Raw genomic sequence first — 17,887 nt, forward strand, 5'->3', positions numbered from 1 at the left:
ATGGTTATTTGTAGTTGTATGGTACTTTGTAGTGGAATGTAAAGTAAAGATTGAGCGTCTTGAGATACATAGGTCGTCCAATGTGGATTCCCTTTTACAGCGGCAACAGATCCACTTGCGCGCGTCTACCCACTTCGCTAACCATGTGTTCCCATGCGTCCGGCTTTTGTGCCAGAACGGCGTAATAACGGCGCAGGAACTTCTCAATCAATGCGCCCGGCAAGATGTCGACGGAAGAATCGTACGATAGGAAGCAGAGATCTAGCTCAGATACCGCTTCGCCGTCATTGTTCCACGACGGATGCACATAGGTAAAGTCCAACCGACGATAGCCGAGATGCGCCAGCACTTCGCGGCGAACAAACGGGTCCATCGGCTTGATGCCGCCAAATTCATGACGCTGCGCACGATACGGATCATAGATTTCAGCGAACATTCCAAACAGCTCTTTGCCGTTGTCCGCAGCCAGCTTTTTCAGATCGCGTTGACGATGTTGTGCTAGAAATGGACCAACCCCCAACCCCGGCTCGCCAATGATCGTAAAGTCGGTCATCGCCACATTATCATCTTCATAATATCGGTATTCCGTCGCACCTACGACGCTACCTTCATGCACAGCCACGAATACACGAATCCCCGGATCTTCCAACGGCTCACGCCACAGTTCAAACTCCAACACTTCCTCCGGTGGGAAAATGCGTCCCATCATCTCGTGCATATCCGCGAACAGCGGATCATCAATATGCGTAATACGTGTATACTCCATTCTGTCCTAGATCCCCCTTCAAATTATTGGGAGTGGATTGTTCCACTCCATCAATACCGCATAATTCAGCGATTCCTCGTCATCCAGATAATCGGGAATGACAGTAAGCGGCGTACGACCGCATCTCATTAAAAAGGAGATCACCGGATCGTACAATTCGCCTGTTGTCACACGCTCTACATATTGCTGTGGCGTATAGTCCGCTGCGTATCGGTGATACGCCGGCATACGCCCAGCACCAAGCAGCCGTTTCAAACCAAGTGCAGTGGTCACTTCATACATGGACTGCATAAGCAGCTTGCCCAGACCCCATTGCCGGTAATCTGGATGTACACACAGATCAGCAACATACAGCGTGTCGCCGTTTGGATCATGGTTGCGAATATAGCCATGATCGGTGATCTGCTCCCATGTATGCTGCGGATGCTCTGCATCAAATGTAATCAGCAGCCCGGTCATGGAGCCGACGATGACGCCGTTCATTTCCACGCATAATGCTCCTTGCGGAAAGCGGCTAACATGCTCGTTCAGCTGCTCCGCATTCCACCACAATTCGGGCGGATACGGTGGCGGGAAAGCAGCCGCCTGCACAGCGATCATCTGTGTATGATCGTGTGCTGTATAGGAGCGGACAACTGCTGGATATGGGCGTTTATCATGAAATACATAGCAGGATTTGTAATATTGCTGCACACGAGAGGATGCCTGATTCATACGATCAGCTCCAGTCGGTATACAGATCGGTACGGCGGTCACGCCATGTAGTGACTGAGCCTTTTTCACGGACTTTGTATAGCAGCTCCAGATCAAGATCAGCAACGATGATCATATCGTCGTTTAATTCACCTTCTGCGAGAATGCCGCGCGGCGGAAACGGAATATCGTTAGGCGTAATGACAGCTGCCTGCCCAAAGTTACCACGCATAAAGTCGACCGTCGGTAGCGAACCGATGGTGCCTGTCGTCACGACGTACACTTGATTCTCTACTGCACGCGCATGACTCGTATAGCGCACCCGGTGGAAGCCGTGACGGTCATCCGTACATGATGGGCAGAAGATCACATCTGCGCCACGCGCTTTTGCCATGCGAACGATCTCTGGGAATTCGATATCGTAACAGGTTAGCAGTGCGATGGTGCCTTTCGATGTTTTGAACACGCTCAGACCGTCGCCAGCGGACATATTCCACTCGGTCACTTCGGTCGGCGTAATATGAATTTTGGCTTGAGAAGCGACGTTGCCATCTGGATAAAAGAGATGGGCTGTATTATATAGCTTCCCTTCCTGTTCAATTACGTGTGTGCCGCCGATAATATGAGTATTAGTCTCTTGAGCAAGACGTTGGAACAGCTCCAAATAGGCATCGGTAAATTCCGGCAAACGCTCAATCCCAAGCGCCTTACCGTTTTCATCACCGATGGAGAGCAGCTGCGTCGTAAAGAATTCAGGGAACAAAATAAAATCGACGTCAAATTCCTGCGCGGTACGTACATAATGCGTCACTTGATCCGCGAATTCGTCGAAAGAAGATATCGTATGAAGATGGTACTGTACGGCAGATACACGGAATGTCATGGATACGAAAAGCCTCCTTTGGGATGTCACAATGTGTACTCATCATACCAGAAGCATTATAGCTACAAAAGGGATGAATCTCGCTCTGTTTGTGGTATGATGAAGACGGGATTACCAATTATTTTACAATTAAACGAGATTCCTGCACATGAACACCTATTCGTCATCGATCTTAACTAATCTCAGGAGTGAGCATATGGAACTTGTAAAGAATTTCCTGGTCAACACAGGGATGCTGGTAACGCTCGCTTACTTGGCAAATCTGCTGTATAAATACGGTTTATCCCGCGTCTCGTTACGTCTGAAATATATATTATCTATATTGCTGTTAATTTTTGCAGGTTGGATTAGCTCGTCCTTTGGCTTTCGGCTGCGGGACAATCTGATTTTTGATATGCGCTTTTTGCCATTGATCGTGGCGTCGATGGTCTATTCACGTCCAAGTATGATTATGCTGATTGGATTCGGTATCGGACTGACCCGATTTACATACAGTATCGATGAGGCTGCTTTTGTCGGATGGCTCAATCTGACGATTCTTGGTGTCGTCTGCGCGGTACTGAATGTATGGATGCGCAGTAGTACGGCTAGTTTACTAGTCAAAGGTGTAGCAACGGTTCTAGTCGTCAATCTAACCAATGTTTTAAACATTGCAACCTTTGGTGTGTTGCCGCCTCGGTTATATTTGACTGAAATTGTACCTGTGCTGTTGCCTGTATCGATTGTATTGAGCTGTGTGATCATGTTATTACTACGCGAATTTCATCTGGAGCAGCAGCGGATTATGCAGATTGAACACGCCAATCGATTGTTATCCCAGCAGACAAGCGAATTGCAGCAAGCGCATCATGTGCTGGAAGAACGCGCCAGCCAGCTCATGCTGTCTTCACAGTATAAGTCGGAGTTTCTCGCCAATATGTCGCATGAACTGCGAACGCCGCTGAACAGTATTATTAATCTGGCACAGCTGATGGCGGAGCAGGACAATGAACGAACACCGGGGGAAACGAAGCTGTACAGTAGCATGATTTACCGCTCAGGTATGGATCTGTTGGAATTGGTAAACGATGTGCTTGATCTGTCCAAAGTAGAGGCAGGCAAGCTGGAGATTCTATACGAAGAAGTGAATATTAGTGAGATTCCAGAATTGCTGCAAATGCATTTTGAAATGACAGCCATACGCAAAGGGCTGGTGTTCGATATTGAACTGGAGCCTTCGCTGCCCGCAGTGATTATCTCAGACTCACAGCGGGTTCAGCAGATTTTACGAAATTTACTTGCTAACGCTTTCAAATTTACTGATCAGGGTGGCGTTACGCTGCATATTTGCAAGCGTATCGAAGCTGATGCGGATGAGTATATGGACTGGATGGTGTTCGAGGTAAGCGATACGGGTATTGGGATCGCTGCTACTCAACACGAGATGATCTTTGACGCATTCCAGCAAGCGGACGGCTCGATTACCCGGCGCTATGGTGGTACAGGTCTCGGTCTGTCGATCAGTCGGGATCTGGCGAATCTGCTCGGTGGTCATTTGCGACTACATAGCGTGGAAGGTCAAGGTAGTACATTCTCGCTGTATTTACCGATTCATTGATTCGCAAACTTCATAGATGACGTCAAAGCAGCCTGTACGAAGGGCTGCTTTTTTGCATGGAAAGCAAAAAAAATAACATTTTTCTCGAAAATGGGACATTCGCTTAACCGCGCGCATGTAAGCGTTCACGATGATGTGTATGTCAGGTATTACGCTTTAGAGAAACGTTTGGTCAAAAAAGTAGCGGGTAAAAGAAACTTAAATAAGGGTTGATCAGAGATTATTGCCATCTGGTGGTTGCAAAAATAATAGTTTCTGGTTTAGTTTAATTTCTGCCCTAAGGGAGGCAGCTTATGAAACGAAGACGCGCACTTGGAGTGAATCGATTAAATATGCAAAAGCGCAGATACTCGATGTATCGTAGTCATCTGCATATCGCTACTGTGGAAGGCATTCCGTCTACCATTTTCTCGACGTTGTTAGGTGGACCGTTTCTGACTGGATTTCTGCTCTATCTAGGGGCTAATTCCGGGCAGATCGGTTTTGTGATCGCGTTAACGACACTTGTGAATGTAGCGCAGATTATTATTGCGTTCCTATTGCAACGACTGAATACGCGTAAATGGGTGCTGGTATTGTTCACGATTCTGCAACGAACGTTATGGGGAGCAACCGGGCTAGTACCGTTTTTATTTGATAAGTCGGTGTGGGTGAACTGGTTTATCATTTTGTATGTAGCTGCATTTCTATGTAATGCGGTGATTGGGGTCGTCTGGGCATCGCTGATTGGCGATATTGTACCGGGACGACTGAGAGGACGATATTTTGGCATTCGCAATACGATCTTGAATGCACTCGGCAGTCTGACGCTGTTTGTTGGCGGCATTTTGCTGGATCAGGTGCCGGGCGGAATGGGCTTTCTGTGGCTGTACATCATCGTCTGGACGTGTGCGGTGATCAATATTGTGATCATTCTATTTTACCCGGATGCGCCGTTTGAGCGATCCACGGAAACGAAGTTCGTACCGATGCTGCGTCAACCGCTGTATGATGGACCATTTATTAAGGCGTCGCTGTTTCTGGCGGCGTGGTTGCTAATGCAGACATTGGTCGTTCCGCTATATTCGTATGTGATGCTGGAAGTGCTCAAGGTGAGCTATTCAGTAACGACGATTATGACGGTCGTGCAGACGATCTTCATGATGCTGGGCTTCTACTTCTGGGGCAATCTGAATGCTCGCTTCAGTAACAAAACGCTGTTGTACTGGACGTTGCCGTTTATCGCAGCAGCGTGCATGGCATGGGGCTTGCTTGCCTTTGTACCCGTTATTGTTGGGCTGCTGATTATTCATATGCTGCTTGGCATCGGCATTGGCGGCTTCAACCAGCTATCGTTCAACTTTATCATTGGCGATACACCGAAAAATGCACGTCCGATGTTTATCGCTGTCTATTCGGGTATTACCGGATTTGCTTCCTTTATCGGACCGTTGCTAGGCGGACAGATCTTCGAATGGCTCAAGCCGTTTCCATTCTGGGTACAAGCATTCGGATTCCAGATGCTCGTTGGGCTACTATTGCTCTTGCTGGCGGTTACTGCTGGACGACGTGTGCTCAAGGCACCAGCTGCCGTTCCGATTCAGCAGTATCGGGAAATTGAAATATAAATGGCAGACAGGAAGCATAAGTAGGTAGCGGGCAGATAGAAGTGAGATAGCGGACAAGAACGTCATGTTTGAATGGGTAACACGCACAGACCTTGTGTTGAAGCTGGGGCAGAAGCAGGTTCAGATGAGGGATGGTTGCCAACAGGCAAGGTGCGCTTTAGAATAAAAACAGACCATGAACCATGGCACAGCGGGCTGCCGTCGTCTGTACAGATGACGCAGACCGCTCATTTTATATACGAAAAGAGGTTATATATTTATGAGTAAACAACCGATTGCAACAGATCGCGCACCGGGCGCATTGGGTCCATATTCGCAGGCAATTGATGCAGGACTGTTTATTTTTGCTTCCGGTCAACTGGGTTTGGACCCGGCAAGTGGCGAACTAGTAGAAGGCGTACAAGAGCAAGCACGCGTAGCATTGCAAAATGTAACTGCTGTGCTGGAAGCTGCGGGTAGCAGTCTGGATCAAGTCGTGAAAACAACCGTCTTCCTGCATGATATGAATGATTTTGCAGCGATGAATGAGATTTACGGACAATTTTTCCAAGAGCCTTATCCGGCACGTAGTGCAGTACAAGTCGCTCGTCTGCCCAAAGATGCTCTGGTAGAAATCGAAGTCATCGCCTTGAAAAAATAATGGACGCCATCCTGCCTTATGGTGTCGAGATTCGCTTTACGCCGCTGTATGAATGTCTGAACAGTCTGCATGCGTACATCTGCCGTCCGTCTTATAAAAAGCTGGATATGGACCCTGCTTGGGTGAAACAGGTGGAGGAGCGTATTCCAGACACGCTGCGCGAGCGGCTAGGACAGATGAGTATTGACACCGAATGGCGGCTGGTTGTACTGCTTGTCTGCTGCTGCCCCGCCGATACACCGCAAGGATTCGTGGATTGGTTGGACAAGATGAGTGTGCAGCAGTTAGAGCAGTTGCTGGTGGATCAAGGACAACAGCCTCCGGCAAGTGTAGCGCGTCTACGCAGTCGGTTGCTGACTGTATTTGACCAGTGGAATGCGTCTTATTGGGCGACTATCGATCAGCATATGTTGCAGCGACTGGATGAAGAAGCTGCACAGCGTCGTCAGCAATTGCAGCAGTACGGCGCAACGGCAAGCTTTGTCGATATCACGACAGCAGGGATTGTGCTGGAACCGCAGCCTGAGCTGAAACGGCTGGTTCTGGTGCCGCATTATCATTTTCAGCCGCTCAATGTGTTGTATGCGTATCGGGAGTTTACGATCTGTCATTACGCTTCGCGCGTGCATTTCAGTGACGAGGGTGATTTGCCGCCGTATGAATACCGGATGCTGCGTAGTCTGAGCGAGCAAAGTCGATTGAAAATTTTGCGCTATCTGCACAAAGGACCGCGTAGCTTTATCGAGATTGTACGTCATTTGGGATTATCCAAAGGTATTACGCACGACCATGTGACCAAGCTGCGCAGCGCCGGATTGCTGCATGCGCATATTAAAGGCGAGACGTTGGTATCGTACAGTCTGCGTCAGCAGGCGCTGGATGAACTGCGTGCGGGATTGCTGCAATTTATCGAAAGTTAATGGATTGAAAAATCCTTATACAAATGCTAACCCTAAGACTGCTTCTACAAAGAGGCAGTCTTTTTACTATGTTACGACATACATAAATTTACTTTTTTCTTAAATGGTTTCAAGTTCTCTATTTACAGAACCGGATGAGGTTTCTATAATAGGGCTTACCGGCTTTTCTGAGTTAATCGGTCGGAATAATTAAGTTTAGGGGTATGATGTATGAAAAAGAGTATGACTTTGCTGTCTGGTGTGCTGTTGTCTTCACTGCTGTTCACGGCGTGCTCGAATGAAGGAGCTTCCGGTTCATCAGCTTCCAGCGGCAGCGAGTCTTCCGCAACCGGTCAGGCAGCAAGCGCAGCGCTGACGGAATTGTATAAAGCACCTGATCTGTCCAAGCTGCCAGCCGCAGCCCAGCAGCGCACGGATACGATCATTATGGCGCTCACCGATCCAAGCGGTGCGTTTACGCCTTATTTTCACCAGAGCGGGTATGACGGCAACGTATCGTCACTGCTATTCGCTTCTCTCGTAACGACAAATGACAAAGGATTACCCGCTCCGAATCTGGCAAGTAGCTGGGATATCTCGGACGATCAGCGTACATACACGTTTCATTTGCAAAAGAATTTGACCTTCAGCGACGGTTCGCCGCTTACCGCTGACGATGTTGCTTTTACATGGACGATTCTGCACGACAAAGCCTACGACGGCGATTCGCTCATTCCAGCGCTCGGCATAGAAGGAAGTCAGGAGTATCACGACGGCAAAGCCGACAGTATCTCTGGCATCAAAGTGACCGATCCGCAAACAATCTCGGTGACAATTGCCAAGCCGAATGCGACCGCGCTGCTCACACTTGGTAGCGATGTACTATCCAAAGCTTACTACGGCAAGGATTATAGCTTTGGGCATCTGGATTACATCAAGGACTTGCATTTGAAGCCACTCGGCAATGGACCGTACACATTGGAGAAATTCCTGCCCGGACAGGAAGTACGCTTTACTGCGAACGAGCATTATTTTAAAGGCGCACCCAAAACGAAGAACTTTATTTACAAAACATCCGAAGGCGATACATGGCAATACGTGGAGACAGGCGAGATCGACTTTGCCGCGTTCAGTGCTACACAGGAAAATATCGATAAGCTGAAAAGTCTCGGCTTCGTCAATATTCTACCTTACACTGGCAGCACGTACAGCTATCTGCAACCAAATCTGGAGCATGATGCGCTCAAGGACAAAAAGGTACGTCAGGCGATTACCTACGGTCTGGATCGTCAGAGCATCTACGTGGATGCCAATCAGGGCGCAGGGGAACTTGCCAATATTCCGGCAGCGCCGATCTCATGGGCATACACACAGGACGGCATCAACCCGTATGCGTATGATCCAGAGAAAGCAAATCAGTTGCTGGACGAAGCAGGCTGGACTGCTGGTAGTGACGGTATCCGTACCAAGGATGGTCAGAAGCTGACCATTCACTATCTCGGCACGAAGAGCCCGCAAACCGACGTGTTCATCGCTGTCGCAACCGAGAACTTTAAGGCGATCGGCGTAGACTTCCAGCCGGAAGTGTTTGCTGACTTTAACGCACTGGTGTCCAAAGTGGAAGGCGGCGATTACGATCTGGCATCCTTCTCCACACCGATGCTGACCGATCCGTCTGACGGACTGACTCAGTTCCTCGACGGCGAAGTGAAGGGCTACAACAATCCAGAATTCGTGAAGCTGTACAACGAAGCGTTGGCAACATCCGATATCGAACAGCGCAAGCAGATTTACGCCAAGATATTCAAATTGCTGAACGACGATCTGCCGGTTATTTTCACGAACTACAAAAAGACAGTGTACGCATACAATGGTCGCATTCAGGACTTGAGAGTCAGTCCGTTCAATGGCATCGCGGCAAGCGTCCCAGACTGGAATTTGCAAAAATGATCATATCTACTTCTAGTGTTTGCGATTTCCAAACACGGGGTCTAATGAGAAGTGATTTTTGCGAAGCAAAATATCTTACTGCTTCTAGTGTTTGCGATTTCCAAACACGGGGTTCAATGAGAAGTGATTTTTGCGAAGCAAAATATCTTACTGCTTCTAGTGTTTGCGATTCTCAAACACGGGGTTCAATGAGAAGTGATTTTTGCGAAGCAAAATATCTTACTTCGTTACAAGCAGATCTTGACGGTCTGCGCCATTCATTAGGGCAGGAGGGATGTATATGGGAGCGTATCTGATCCGCCGCTTATCGTACACGATCTTCATCCTGCTGGCGGCGTCGCTGCTGATCTTCGCACTGTATGCGATGACGCCGGGCGACTTTATTAGTGGGAACATCAAGCTAAGCCCGGAGCGCAAGGCAGAGCTGCGCGAGCTGTACGGACTGAACAAGCCGCTGCTGGAACGGTATGCGGCATGGATGAATCAGGCGTTTCATGGTAATTTTGGTTATTCGCTAGATAAGCAGATGCCTGTGCTGACGCTGTTCAATCAGTATATTTGGAATTCGTTTTTGCTGGCGGCGGTATCGACCTTTTTGACGTGGGTGATTGCGGTGATCGTTGGGGTCGTCGCCGCATATCGTCAGTATTCGTGGTTTGATACGATTGTCATGGTAGGCATATTCGCAGCGATGTCGATTCCGTCGTTTTTTATCGGACTGTTTCTGATTAAGATTCTGGCGGTAGACTGGAAATGGCTGCCGCCCGGCGGGATGGTCACGACCGGTAGCAATGCGACTGGGATGGCATATTTCGTAGAAGTTGTGGATCATATGACACTGCCGGTGATCGTCATGACGCTACTTGGTGTCGGATCGCTGACCCGGTACTTCCGCAGCAATATGATTGATGTGATCAAGCAGGATTATATCCGTACCGCTCGTGCCAAAGGGTTAAGCGAGCGCCGTGTTCTATTCAAGCACGCATTGCGCAATGCGCTGTTGCCTGCGATTACACTGGTCGGATTTGAATTGCCCGCGCTATTTGGCGGATCGCTCATTATTGAACGTATTTTCAATTGGCCCGGCATTGGGCAGCTGTATATGCAGTCTTTTACGGTACGCGATTATCCGCTGCTGATGGGCTTTACGATGTTTATTGCCGTACTGACGGTGATCGGTACGTTGCTGTCGGATATTTTGTACCATGTGGCAGACCCTAGGGTGAAGCTGTAAATGGACAGGTTCCGGCAGGCAAGCAGAAGGCACAGGAAGGATGGGGAATCTATGCCCTCGGTGCAGGTAGAATTGGCGACAGGCAAGGCAACCCGCAAAACGGTTGCCCGCTCGTCATTATGGCGACAATCGGTGCGCAAGCTGATCAAAAATCGCTTGGCGGTAGTAGGGTTCGTCGTTGTTGTATTGATGTTTTTGATTTGTTTTATCGGTCCATTGTTTTCCCCGTATACGGACGGCAAGGTCAATATGCGGATGATGAATCATGCACCTAGCGCGCAGCACTGGCTAGGTACGGATAAACTGGGGCGGGATGTGCTAACCCGCGTCATGCAGGCAGGACGGATCTCGCTGACGGTTGGGATTGCTTCGATGTTTCTGTCTGTGTTTATCGGGACGCTACTCGGTGCGATTGCCGGATATTATCGCGGCATTGTCGATCAGATCATTATGCGCATTGCTGATCTGCTGCTAACGATTCCAAGTTTGCCGCTGCTGTTTATTTTCGGGGCGTTGTTGTCGGAGTGGAAGGTGCCGACGGATTATCGGATGTATATCGTGATGCTCATTTTGAGCTTTGTTGGTTGGCCGTCGCTGGCACGTATGATTCGCGGGCAGCTGTTATCGCTGCGAGAACGCGAATTTATGCAGGCGACAACGGTACTGGGGCTGCGGGATCGGCGGAAGCTAGTACATCATCTACTGCCGAATCTGGTGCCGCTGCTGATCGTCATTGCAACGCTGAATATCGGCGGCGCGATTTTGAGTGAATCGGTGCTGAGCTTCTTCGGGCTGGGGGTTATGCCGCCAACGCCAACATGGGGCAATATGATTGATACGGCGAACAATATGATTGATTTTCAGGAGCGTCCGTGGTTGTGGGTACCGCCCGGATTTTCCATTTTTATTACAGTGATTGCGATTAATATTTTTGGGGATGGGCTGCGGGATGTACTTGATCCGAAGCAGAGAAAGTAGGTGGACAGCATGAGTGACAGTGTATTGCGGATTCGCAATTTGCAAACCCAGTTTCGGACCGATGAAGGTATTGTGCGTGCGGTGGACGATGTAAGCCTACGGGTCAAGCCGGGCGAGATTGTCTGTATCGTCGGTGAATCCGGCTGTGGCAAAAGCATTACCGCGCTGTCTGTGATGGGACTGGTTGAGGAACCGGCAGGACAGATTGCTGGTGGGGTGATCGAATTTGAAGGACAGGATCTACTGCAATTGAGCAAGCATCATCTGCGCGCCATTCGCGGCAATGAGATCTCAATGATCTTTCAGGAGCCGATGTCCTCGCTTAATCCGGTACTTACGATTGGCGAACAGCTAACCGAGCCGCTGATGGTGCATGGCGGATTGAATCGCAAAGCTGCTAGTAAACGAGCGCTGGAGCTGATCAACGAAGTCGGCATTTCCCGACCAGAGCAAATTGTGCGTTCTTATCCGCATGAACTGAGTGGCGGTATGTTACAGCGGATTATGATCGCAATTGCGATCTCCTGCCAGCCGAAGCTGCTGATCGCAGACGAGCCGACAACCGCACTCGACGTCACGATTCAAGCGCAGATTCTGGATACACTGCGCCGTCTGCGTGACGATACGGGCATGTCGATTCTGCTGATCACCCACGATCTGGGCGTAGTTGCGGAGATGGCAGATTACGTGATTGTCATGTATTCCGGCAAAGTGGTAGAGGAAGGCGATGTGGTGGAGCTGTTCGAGCATCCGCGTCATCCGTATACACAAGGGCTGCTGCGTTCCAAGCCGGTCATTCACCAGCGTAAGGAGTCGCTCTATTCGATTCCTGGCTATGTACCCAATCCGCTGGAACTCAAGGAATCTTGCTATTTCCACGAACGGTGTGAGCACTGTATGGACATCTGCCGCAATCAGCAACCACCGCTGCGCGAGCTGGATAACGGACAGAAGACCGCCTGCTGGCTGTATGAACAGGAGGTTGCTGCGCATGTCTGACATCGTATTGCCTGCTGCTTCTGCAATATCGTCGTCATCTTCACAGACGCCATTGTTGGAGATTACGAATCTGAAAACGTATTTTCCGGTCAAATCCGGTCTGCTCAGTCGCACGGTCGGTCATGTCAAAGCTGTCGACGATATTAGCCTAACCATCCGCCCGGGCGAAACATTCGGTCTGGTTGGCGAATCTGGTAGCGGCAAATCGACCGTCGGGCGTACTGCCATCCGTTTGACCGACAAAACGGCAGGTGACGTACACTTCGACGGTATCGATCTGTACAACATCTCGCCACAGGAGCTGCGCCGATTGCGTCCGCGGATGCAGTTGATTTTTCAAGATCCGTACAGCTCGCTCAATCCGCGTGTACGCATCGGGGATGCGATCGGTGAGGCGTTGTTGGATCATGGACTGGCACCAGAGCATGAGATTCGTGACCGGGTACAAGATGTGCTGTCATCATGCGGATTGTCGTCCTATCATATCGACCGATTTCCACATGAATTTTCCGGTGGGCAACGACAGCGGATCGGGATTGCGCGTGCGCTCATTCTGAATCCTGATCTGATCATCGCCGATGAGCCAGTGTCTGCACTGGATGTGTCGATTCAGGCGCAGATTATTAATCTGTTCAGCCATTTGCAGGAGACACGGGGATTGACGTATCTGTTCATCTCGCACGATCTGAGTGTAGTCGAGCATCTGTGTACGACGATTGGTGTGATGTATCTCGGTTCGATGGTGGAAAAGGCACCTCGGGATGAATTGTTCAAGCATCCGCTACATCCATATACCAAGGCGCTGCTGTCCGCGGTGCCGATTCCGATTCCACGGTTGAAGCGCGAACGGATCGTGTTAAAGGGCGATATTCCAAGTCCGGTTAACCCGCCGTCTGGCTGCAAATTCCATACGCGTTGTCCATTTGCCATGCAGCGCTGTATAGAGGAGATTCCACAGTTCCGCGAGGTAGCACCGGATCATCAGGTGGCTTGCCATCTGGTGTGAATGGAATATTTACATGAAAGATAATCATTACGAGATAAAAAGCAATTTTTCTATTAAATATGGAAAAATTGCTTTTTTGTTTTCACCAATTTAATTGCTATAAACTATTATTACAAGGAATACGATATATTATAAAAAGTAATATTAGTAATATAATCCTCATAATTATATTTAATGTAATTATAAGGAAAATTATAAAAATAGTGTAGATTTATGTAGATAAAGATAATAATATGATGTAAAAGGAGGTAATAATATGTCGAATGAAGTCGCAAAAATGATCAAGTCGTTGCCGGAATTAGAATTGAGTTATTGGAAAAATGTTCTAAGAGTGGATACAGATCGAATCAGGAATGCTCTTGAAAATCCAGAAAGTGGAGTTTTAGATCGCATGCTACAAAAAATAATAAAATCTAATGATGGAATTTTAGAACTTTTAAATGAAATATTTCTCTTCGAAGATGAAGTGAAAACTAGTGAACAAATTAGGACAGAACTTGCATTAAAATATGCAGATGATAAACACTTAATTGTCTTACTACTATGCCAAGAGTTCTTGAAAAATAAACATCAATTTTCTAAAGATAGAATATACAGCAAGTTTCTTAAAGGGAAAACAGATGTTTTAGGTAGTTTTGAAAAAAAAGATTTATTTCGGTGTATTTTATTATTATCCTTAGATTGGAAAAAAATGATTTATTATATTTTATTTGATAGTCATGAGAAGGCAGCTATCAAACGCTATAAACTTGTACCTGACGAAAATGAAGGACGATTTGAGAAAGCCGAACAGATATTAAAAAGAGGAATCAATATTGAAACTTATTTAAAAGAAGAAGATATTGATAGTGTACTTGCAGCATTTGAAAAAAATGAAGGAAATGAAGGCGTTAGTAGGAGCTTAGAAGTTTTGAGCGAATCAGATTACATTACTTTATTCGTTCAGAGAAACTACAAACCTACTAACATACTTGAACAAAATACAACTATTTTTGGTGATGAGACTAAAGTTGTTATTATGATGTTTAATAGAAACGGTATGATTTTAAATCAACATTCTGTACAAAAAGATAGTACAAAATTGGCTGGTTTTTTAATGTCCAATGCTTATAAATTAAGATTAAGATACGTTGAAAGTAACGATGCTAATGAAATAGATAAATTTAAAAATGTTTTGGGCTTATTATTAGCAGATCAAGATGAATTTATTGATATAGTATCAGTAGAATATCGAAACTTTGAAGTGGTTGGACACCCTATTGTCAAAATAATCAAGACACATACTACACCTTTGTCAGAAACTATCGAAGATTTTAAAAATAGAGGTTTTGGCGTACTTAATAACCCTGATAATATTATTGCTATAAAGTTGAAGTTTAAAAGCAATGAGAACGATAAAGCCAATACGATAACACTAAGCTTTCGAGTTACAGAAGATGGTGTAGTGTTGTATTATTTTAATAATCGTTTAGGAAAAGCGAAAACGGAATACTTTCATATCTACATGCAGCAAGAATATGGAATCATAGTCATACCTGATGCTGCCAATCAAAAAGATGCTAAGTAGTAAATAAAAAAGCTAGAGTCTTATAGACTCTAGCTTTTTTATTTACATTGTATACTATCAATCCCTCGCCGTATTCCTCGCAAAGAAAATCCACAACGAGTACGCTGCCAGCAGCACGGCGATAATCATGCCTGTCCACCATACCGTCTGAATATCTGGATGCTTGAGCGCAATCGCTATATACGCCCATGTGAACACTAGCGGATAGATGCTATCCCGAAACCGATAACTGATCACGACCGCCAGCAGCGCGCCAACGATTAGTCCAATGACTGACCAGACAGTCGGTGCAATTCCGAAGCCTGACCATTGATTGCTCGACAACGTGATTCCGATGTTAAGAATGGTAGCGACCGATACCCAGCCCATGTAAATACTGTATGGTAATTTGACTAGCCAGATTTGTCCCATCGTCGGACGTACAATCCGGCGAATCTGCACATACGGCACGATCAATGTCACCAACAACAGCAGAATGACTAGCACAGCAATCTCCAGTTGCAGCGTATGCCATAGCATCAGCCAGCCCATATTACAGAGCGAATTCAGAATCAGCCATGGACCGATAATCTGTACCGATTCCCGGCTGTCTTCCCGATTGCGGAACTGGTAGATCAGGAAACCGATTAGTAGCAGATAGATGACCATCCAGATCGAAAAGGCATAACCTGACGGCGTAATTTGCAGCGGATATTGATCGGAAATCTCGCCAGTATCTCTACCGAACAGACGTAGTGCGGATGCCATATAATTGACGACCAGCACACCGACGATACCCAGTACATTTAGCCAGCGATACATATTCAATTTTGTCAACATCATTGCCTCCTTAAATGGAAAAGATATCGTGCTTGTAGAGGACAGTACGCTATTTATATACCCGCTGCTTGCCATATCGCCTACAGAAAATTCGCACAAATTCCGCATAATTTTCTGGCACGGTATGAATGCCCTTTGACCATCGCAACAATCATGCGTCATAACTGAGAGTCTACGTCGATGATAGCGTTATCAAAAAATGAACAAATCGTGTCATCAAGCTTACAATCTTTGGGTATATAACAATATATTGCGAGTGAGGCGCGACATTCTTCTATGCGTGGCACCCGCGGTTGAGTGGTTTTGCTCAGCAAAACGCCTCGCCCATAACAATACGGAAAACCGCATTGTAGAGCAGGTGCTTGTGCCTGCGACTATCGGCAGTACATACGCACCCGCGCCAAATGATAATGGAAAAGGGGTTGGCATGATGAATGATACGAGGGTAGCGGCAGGAACACGCGGAGCGGCGCGCACGTCCAGCCGCAAACGGCTAACGCAGTGGCTTCATCAGATTGTGTTTGTAGGCCCGGCTACATTTTTCTTTATTCTGATTGTGATTATTCCGTTCTTTCTCGGTCTGTATTACTCGTTCACCGACTGGAACGGCATCTCCAAAAACATCAACTGGATCGGTATCGAAAATTATACCCATATCCTCACCAAAGACCCTGACTTCCGCAACGCGTTCTGGTTTACCGTTCGGTTTACGGTGGTAGGGATTATCCTCACCAATCTGCTCGGATTCGCACTGGCATACATTCTGACCAAGCCGCTGCGGACGCGCAACATTATGCGGACGATCTTCTTTATGCCGAATATGATCGGCGGTCTGTTGCTCGGGTTTATCTGGCAGTTTATCTTCATCCGTGGGTTTGCCGCTGTGGGCGAAGCGACCGGATTGAGCTTGTTCAATTTGCCGTGGTTAGGTGATCGGGCGACGTCGTTCTGGGGCATTGTCATCGTATTTGTGTGGCAGACAGCTGGTTATTTGATGGTCATCTATATTTCCTCACTGAACAATATTCCGAAGGATGTACTGGAATCGGCAGAGATCGACGGAGCGAATCGTTGGCAGATTATTCGTCATATTGTTGTGCCGCTCGTTATGCCTGCGGTGACGATCTGTCTGTTCCTAGCAATTTCATGGGCGTTCAAAATGTTCGACTTGAACCTTGCGCTCACCGGCGGTGGGCCATTCAAGGCAACCGAATCGGTAGCACTGGATATTTACAATGAAGCGTTTACCAATAACCGTCTCGGACTCGGTACAGCGAAGGCTGTGATCTTCTTCGTGATCGTTGCCATTATTACGAGTATTCAGGTACGTGCTACCAAGAGCAGGGAGGTTGAGATGTAATGGACGTACAAAGCAAATACAGCGCCCGTACATTGATTCTGGAGATCGTTGTTATTCTCGTGGGCTTGTTGTTCCTCGTACCGTTTTATTTTCTGGCAGTCAACTCGGTCAAATCGTTCGGCGATATTTTGTCCAATTCGGCAGCATGGCCGCAGCAGTTTGTATGGAGCAATTATAAGGATGCGTGGACAGCGATCGACTTTCCGTCCGCTTTTAAAAATTCATTGATCGTTACCGTATTCAGCAACATATTCCTCGTATTGATCAGCTCGATGGCAGCGTACCAGATGGTGCGTCGCCCGACGAAATTCAATCAGATTTTGTATTTTGTATTCGTGGCGGCAATGGTCATTCCGTTTCAATCGATCATGTTGCCACTGGTAGAGATGGCAAGCGCTTATCGTCTTAATAACAGCATGCTTGGTCTGGTCGTCAGCTATCTCGGATTTGGCGCACCGTTGTCCGTTTTCTTGTTCCATGGATTTGTGAAAAATGTACCGCTGGAGATTGAACAGGCTGCACGGGTGGATGGCTCCAATCGCTATGGCGTCTTTTTCCGCATCGTCTGTCCGCTAATGATGCCGATGTTCGTAACGGTCATCATCCTGAATACATTGTGGATCTGGAACGATTACCTGCTGCCTTCCCTGATGCTGTCCAGCCCGGAGCTGCGCACCATTCCGATTGCGACGTATAGCTTCTTCGGACAATACACGAAGCAGTGGGATCTGGCATTGCCTGCACTGGTGCTAGGTATTACGCCGATCATTATTTTCTTCCTGTTCCTGCAACGGTATATCATTCAGGGCATTACGGCAGGCTCGGTCAAAGGCTAAACATGGCAATGATGAAGAGGGCTTGAACAAACGGCATTTCAAAGACAGGAGGA

General features: G+C 47.5%; 16 protein-coding genes. 12 read left to right on the top strand and 4 right to left on the bottom strand.

Annotated features, from left to right (window positions below):
* Nucleotides 1-94 precede the first annotated feature (94 nt).
* Genes ACDE64_RS02095 through ACDE64_RS02105 form a run of 3 tightly spaced genes read right to left on the bottom strand, consistent with a single transcriptional unit; the run spans nucleotide 95 to nucleotide 2,342 of the window.
* Entirely contained in the window at nucleotides 95-766 is a 672-nt protein-coding gene (locus ACDE64_RS02095) for a GNAT family N-acetyltransferase (protein WP_411348854.1), read from the bottom strand.
* An 18-nt stretch (nucleotides 767-784) separates the two neighbouring features.
* Nucleotides 785-1,480, bottom strand: a complete 696-nt coding sequence (locus ACDE64_RS02100) for a GNAT family N-acetyltransferase (RefSeq protein WP_411348855.1) — start codon at nucleotides 1,478-1,480, stop codon at nucleotides 785-787.
* Nucleotides 1,481-1,484: 4 nt separating this feature from the next.
* Nucleotides 1,485-2,342, bottom strand: a complete 858-nt coding sequence (locus ACDE64_RS02105) for a carbon-nitrogen hydrolase family protein (RefSeq protein ID WP_411348856.1) — start codon at nucleotides 2,340-2,342, stop codon at nucleotides 1,485-1,487.
* A 196-nt stretch (nucleotides 2,343-2,538) separates the two neighbouring features.
* Between ACDE64_RS02105 and ACDE64_RS02110 the strand changes: the two genes are divergently transcribed.
* The 10 genes from ACDE64_RS02110 to ACDE64_RS02155 all read left to right on the top strand — a co-directional run bounded on the left by ACDE64_RS02110 (nucleotide 2,539) and on the right by ACDE64_RS02155 (nucleotide 14,819).
* Nucleotides 2,539-3,939, top strand: coding sequence for a sensor histidine kinase (locus tag ACDE64_RS02110; protein ID WP_411348857.1), 1,401 nt, complete (start codon nucleotides 2,539-2,541; stop codon nucleotides 3,937-3,939).
* A gap of 293 nt (nucleotides 3,940-4,232) precedes the next feature.
* Complete coding sequence (locus ACDE64_RS02115) at nucleotides 4,233-5,546, top strand: MFS transporter (protein ID WP_411348858.1); 1,314 nt, start codon at nucleotides 4,233-4,235, stop codon at nucleotides 5,544-5,546.
* Between the two features lie 259 nt (nucleotides 5,547-5,805).
* Complete coding sequence (locus ACDE64_RS02120) at nucleotides 5,806-6,186, top strand: RidA family protein (protein WP_411348859.1); 381 nt, start codon at nucleotides 5,806-5,808, stop codon at nucleotides 6,184-6,186.
* Nucleotides 6,186-7,106 carry an ArsR/SmtB family transcription factor gene (locus tag ACDE64_RS02125; protein ID WP_411348860.1) on the top strand — a complete coding sequence of 307 codons (921 nt, stop codon included), beginning with the start codon at nucleotides 6,186-6,188 and terminating at the stop codon, nucleotides 7,104-7,106. Before ACDE64_RS02120 ends, ACDE64_RS02125 begins: the two co-directional genes overlap by 1 nt.
* Nucleotides 7,107-7,316: 210 nt before the next feature.
* Nucleotides 7,317-9,035, top strand: coding sequence for an ABC transporter substrate-binding protein (locus ACDE64_RS02130; RefSeq protein WP_411348861.1), 1,719 nt, complete (start codon nucleotides 7,317-7,319; stop codon nucleotides 9,033-9,035).
* A gap of 280 nt (nucleotides 9,036-9,315) precedes the next feature.
* Nucleotides 9,316-10,269 (top strand): ABC transporter permease, encoded by a 954-nt coding sequence (locus tag ACDE64_RS02135; protein ID WP_411344923.1) that lies wholly within the window; start codon nucleotides 9,316-9,318, stop codon nucleotides 10,267-10,269.
* 51 nt (nucleotides 10,270-10,320) lie between these two features.
* Nucleotides 10,321-11,247: an oligopeptide ABC transporter permease gene (opp4C, locus tag ACDE64_RS02140; protein WP_411348862.1), complete on the top strand. Its 927-nt coding sequence runs from the start codon at nucleotides 10,321-10,323 to the stop codon at nucleotides 11,245-11,247.
* 9 nt (nucleotides 11,248-11,256) lie between these two features.
* Complete coding sequence (locus ACDE64_RS02145) at nucleotides 11,257-12,246, top strand: ABC transporter ATP-binding protein (protein WP_411348864.1); 990 nt, start codon at nucleotides 11,257-11,259, stop codon at nucleotides 12,244-12,246.
* Entirely contained in the window at nucleotides 12,239-13,252 is a 1,014-nt protein-coding gene (locus ACDE64_RS02150) for an ABC transporter ATP-binding protein (RefSeq protein ID WP_411348865.1), read from the top strand. The genes ACDE64_RS02145 and ACDE64_RS02150 overlap by 8 nt, the downstream gene beginning before the upstream one ends.
* A 256-nt stretch (nucleotides 13,253-13,508) precedes the next feature.
* Nucleotides 13,509-14,819 (top strand): hypothetical protein, encoded by a 1,311-nt coding sequence (locus tag ACDE64_RS02155; protein WP_411348866.1) that lies wholly within the window; start codon nucleotides 13,509-13,511, stop codon nucleotides 14,817-14,819.
* Between the two features lie 57 nt (nucleotides 14,820-14,876).
* Here ACDE64_RS02155 and ACDE64_RS02160 read toward each other — a convergent pair whose 3' ends face one another.
* Nucleotides 14,877-15,641, bottom strand: a complete 765-nt coding sequence (locus ACDE64_RS02160; RefSeq protein ID WP_411348868.1) for a tryptophan-rich sensory protein — start codon at nucleotides 15,639-15,641, stop codon at nucleotides 14,877-14,879.
* Between the two features lie 427 nt (nucleotides 15,642-16,068).
* Between ACDE64_RS02160 and ACDE64_RS02165 the strand changes: the two genes are divergently transcribed.
* Together ACDE64_RS02165 and ACDE64_RS02170 are read left to right on the top strand one after the other, a co-directional pair.
* Nucleotides 16,069-16,998 (top strand): carbohydrate ABC transporter permease, encoded by a 930-nt coding sequence (locus ACDE64_RS02165; protein WP_411350211.1) that lies wholly within the window; start codon nucleotides 16,069-16,071, stop codon nucleotides 16,996-16,998.
* Nucleotides 16,998-17,834 (top strand): carbohydrate ABC transporter permease, encoded by an 837-nt coding sequence (locus ACDE64_RS02170; RefSeq protein ID WP_411344929.1) that lies wholly within the window; start codon nucleotides 16,998-17,000, stop codon nucleotides 17,832-17,834. The genes ACDE64_RS02165 and ACDE64_RS02170 overlap by 1 nt, the downstream gene beginning before the upstream one ends.
* The last annotated feature ends 53 nt before the right edge of the window (nucleotides 17,835-17,887 follow it).

The organism is Paenibacillus sp. WLX2291, assembly GCF_046603665.1.
Lineage (GTDB): Bacteria > Bacillota > Bacilli > Paenibacillales > Paenibacillaceae > Saccharibacillus.

Bases quoted from the DNA above. Each gene is read 5' to 3' on its own strand.
- ACDE64_RS02170 (WP_411344929.1), top strand. From the start codon at position 16,998: ATGGACGTACAAAGCAAATACAGCGCCCGTACATTGATTCTGGAGATC.
- ACDE64_RS02120 (WP_411348859.1), top strand. From the start codon at position 5,806: ATGAGTAAACAACCGATTGCAACAGATCGCGCACCGGGCGCATTGGGT.
- ACDE64_RS02145 (WP_411348864.1), top strand. From the start codon at position 11,257: ATGAGTGACAGTGTATTGCGGATTCGCAATTTGCAAACCCAGTTTCGG.
- ACDE64_RS02110 (WP_411348857.1), top strand. From the start codon at position 2,539: ATGGAACTTGTAAAGAATTTCCTGGTCAACACAGGGATGCTGGTAACG.
- ACDE64_RS02165 (WP_411350211.1), top strand. From the start codon at position 16,069: ATGAATGATACGAGGGTAGCGGCAGGAACACGCGGAGCGGCGCGCACG.
- ACDE64_RS02160 (WP_411348868.1), bottom strand. From the start codon at position 15,641: ATGATGTTGACAAAATTGAATATGTATCGCTGGCTAAATGTACTGGGT.
- opp4C (WP_411348862.1), top strand. From the start codon at position 10,321: ATGCCCTCGGTGCAGGTAGAATTGGCGACAGGCAAGGCAACCCGCAAA.
- ACDE64_RS02150 (WP_411348865.1), top strand. From the start codon at position 12,239: ATGTCTGACATCGTATTGCCTGCTGCTTCTGCAATATCGTCGTCATCT.
- ACDE64_RS02105 (WP_411348856.1), bottom strand. From the start codon at position 2,342: ATGACATTCCGTGTATCTGCCGTACAGTACCATCTTCATACGATATCT.
- ACDE64_RS02115 (WP_411348858.1), top strand. From the start codon at position 4,233: ATGAAACGAAGACGCGCACTTGGAGTGAATCGATTAAATATGCAAAAG.
- ACDE64_RS02155 (WP_411348866.1), top strand. From the start codon at position 13,509: ATGTCGAATGAAGTCGCAAAAATGATCAAGTCGTTGCCGGAATTAGAA.
- ACDE64_RS02135 (WP_411344923.1), top strand. From the start codon at position 9,316: ATGGGAGCGTATCTGATCCGCCGCTTATCGTACACGATCTTCATCCTG.
- ACDE64_RS02125 (WP_411348860.1), top strand. From the start codon at position 6,186: ATGGACGCCATCCTGCCTTATGGTGTCGAGATTCGCTTTACGCCGCTG.
- ACDE64_RS02130 (WP_411348861.1), top strand. From the start codon at position 7,317: ATGAAAAAGAGTATGACTTTGCTGTCTGGTGTGCTGTTGTCTTCACTG.
- ACDE64_RS02095 (WP_411348854.1), bottom strand. From the start codon at position 766: ATGGAGTATACACGTATTACGCATATTGATGATCCGCTGTTCGCGGAT.
- ACDE64_RS02100 (WP_411348855.1), bottom strand. From the start codon at position 1,480: ATGAATCAGGCATCCTCTCGTGTGCAGCAATATTACAAATCCTGCTAT.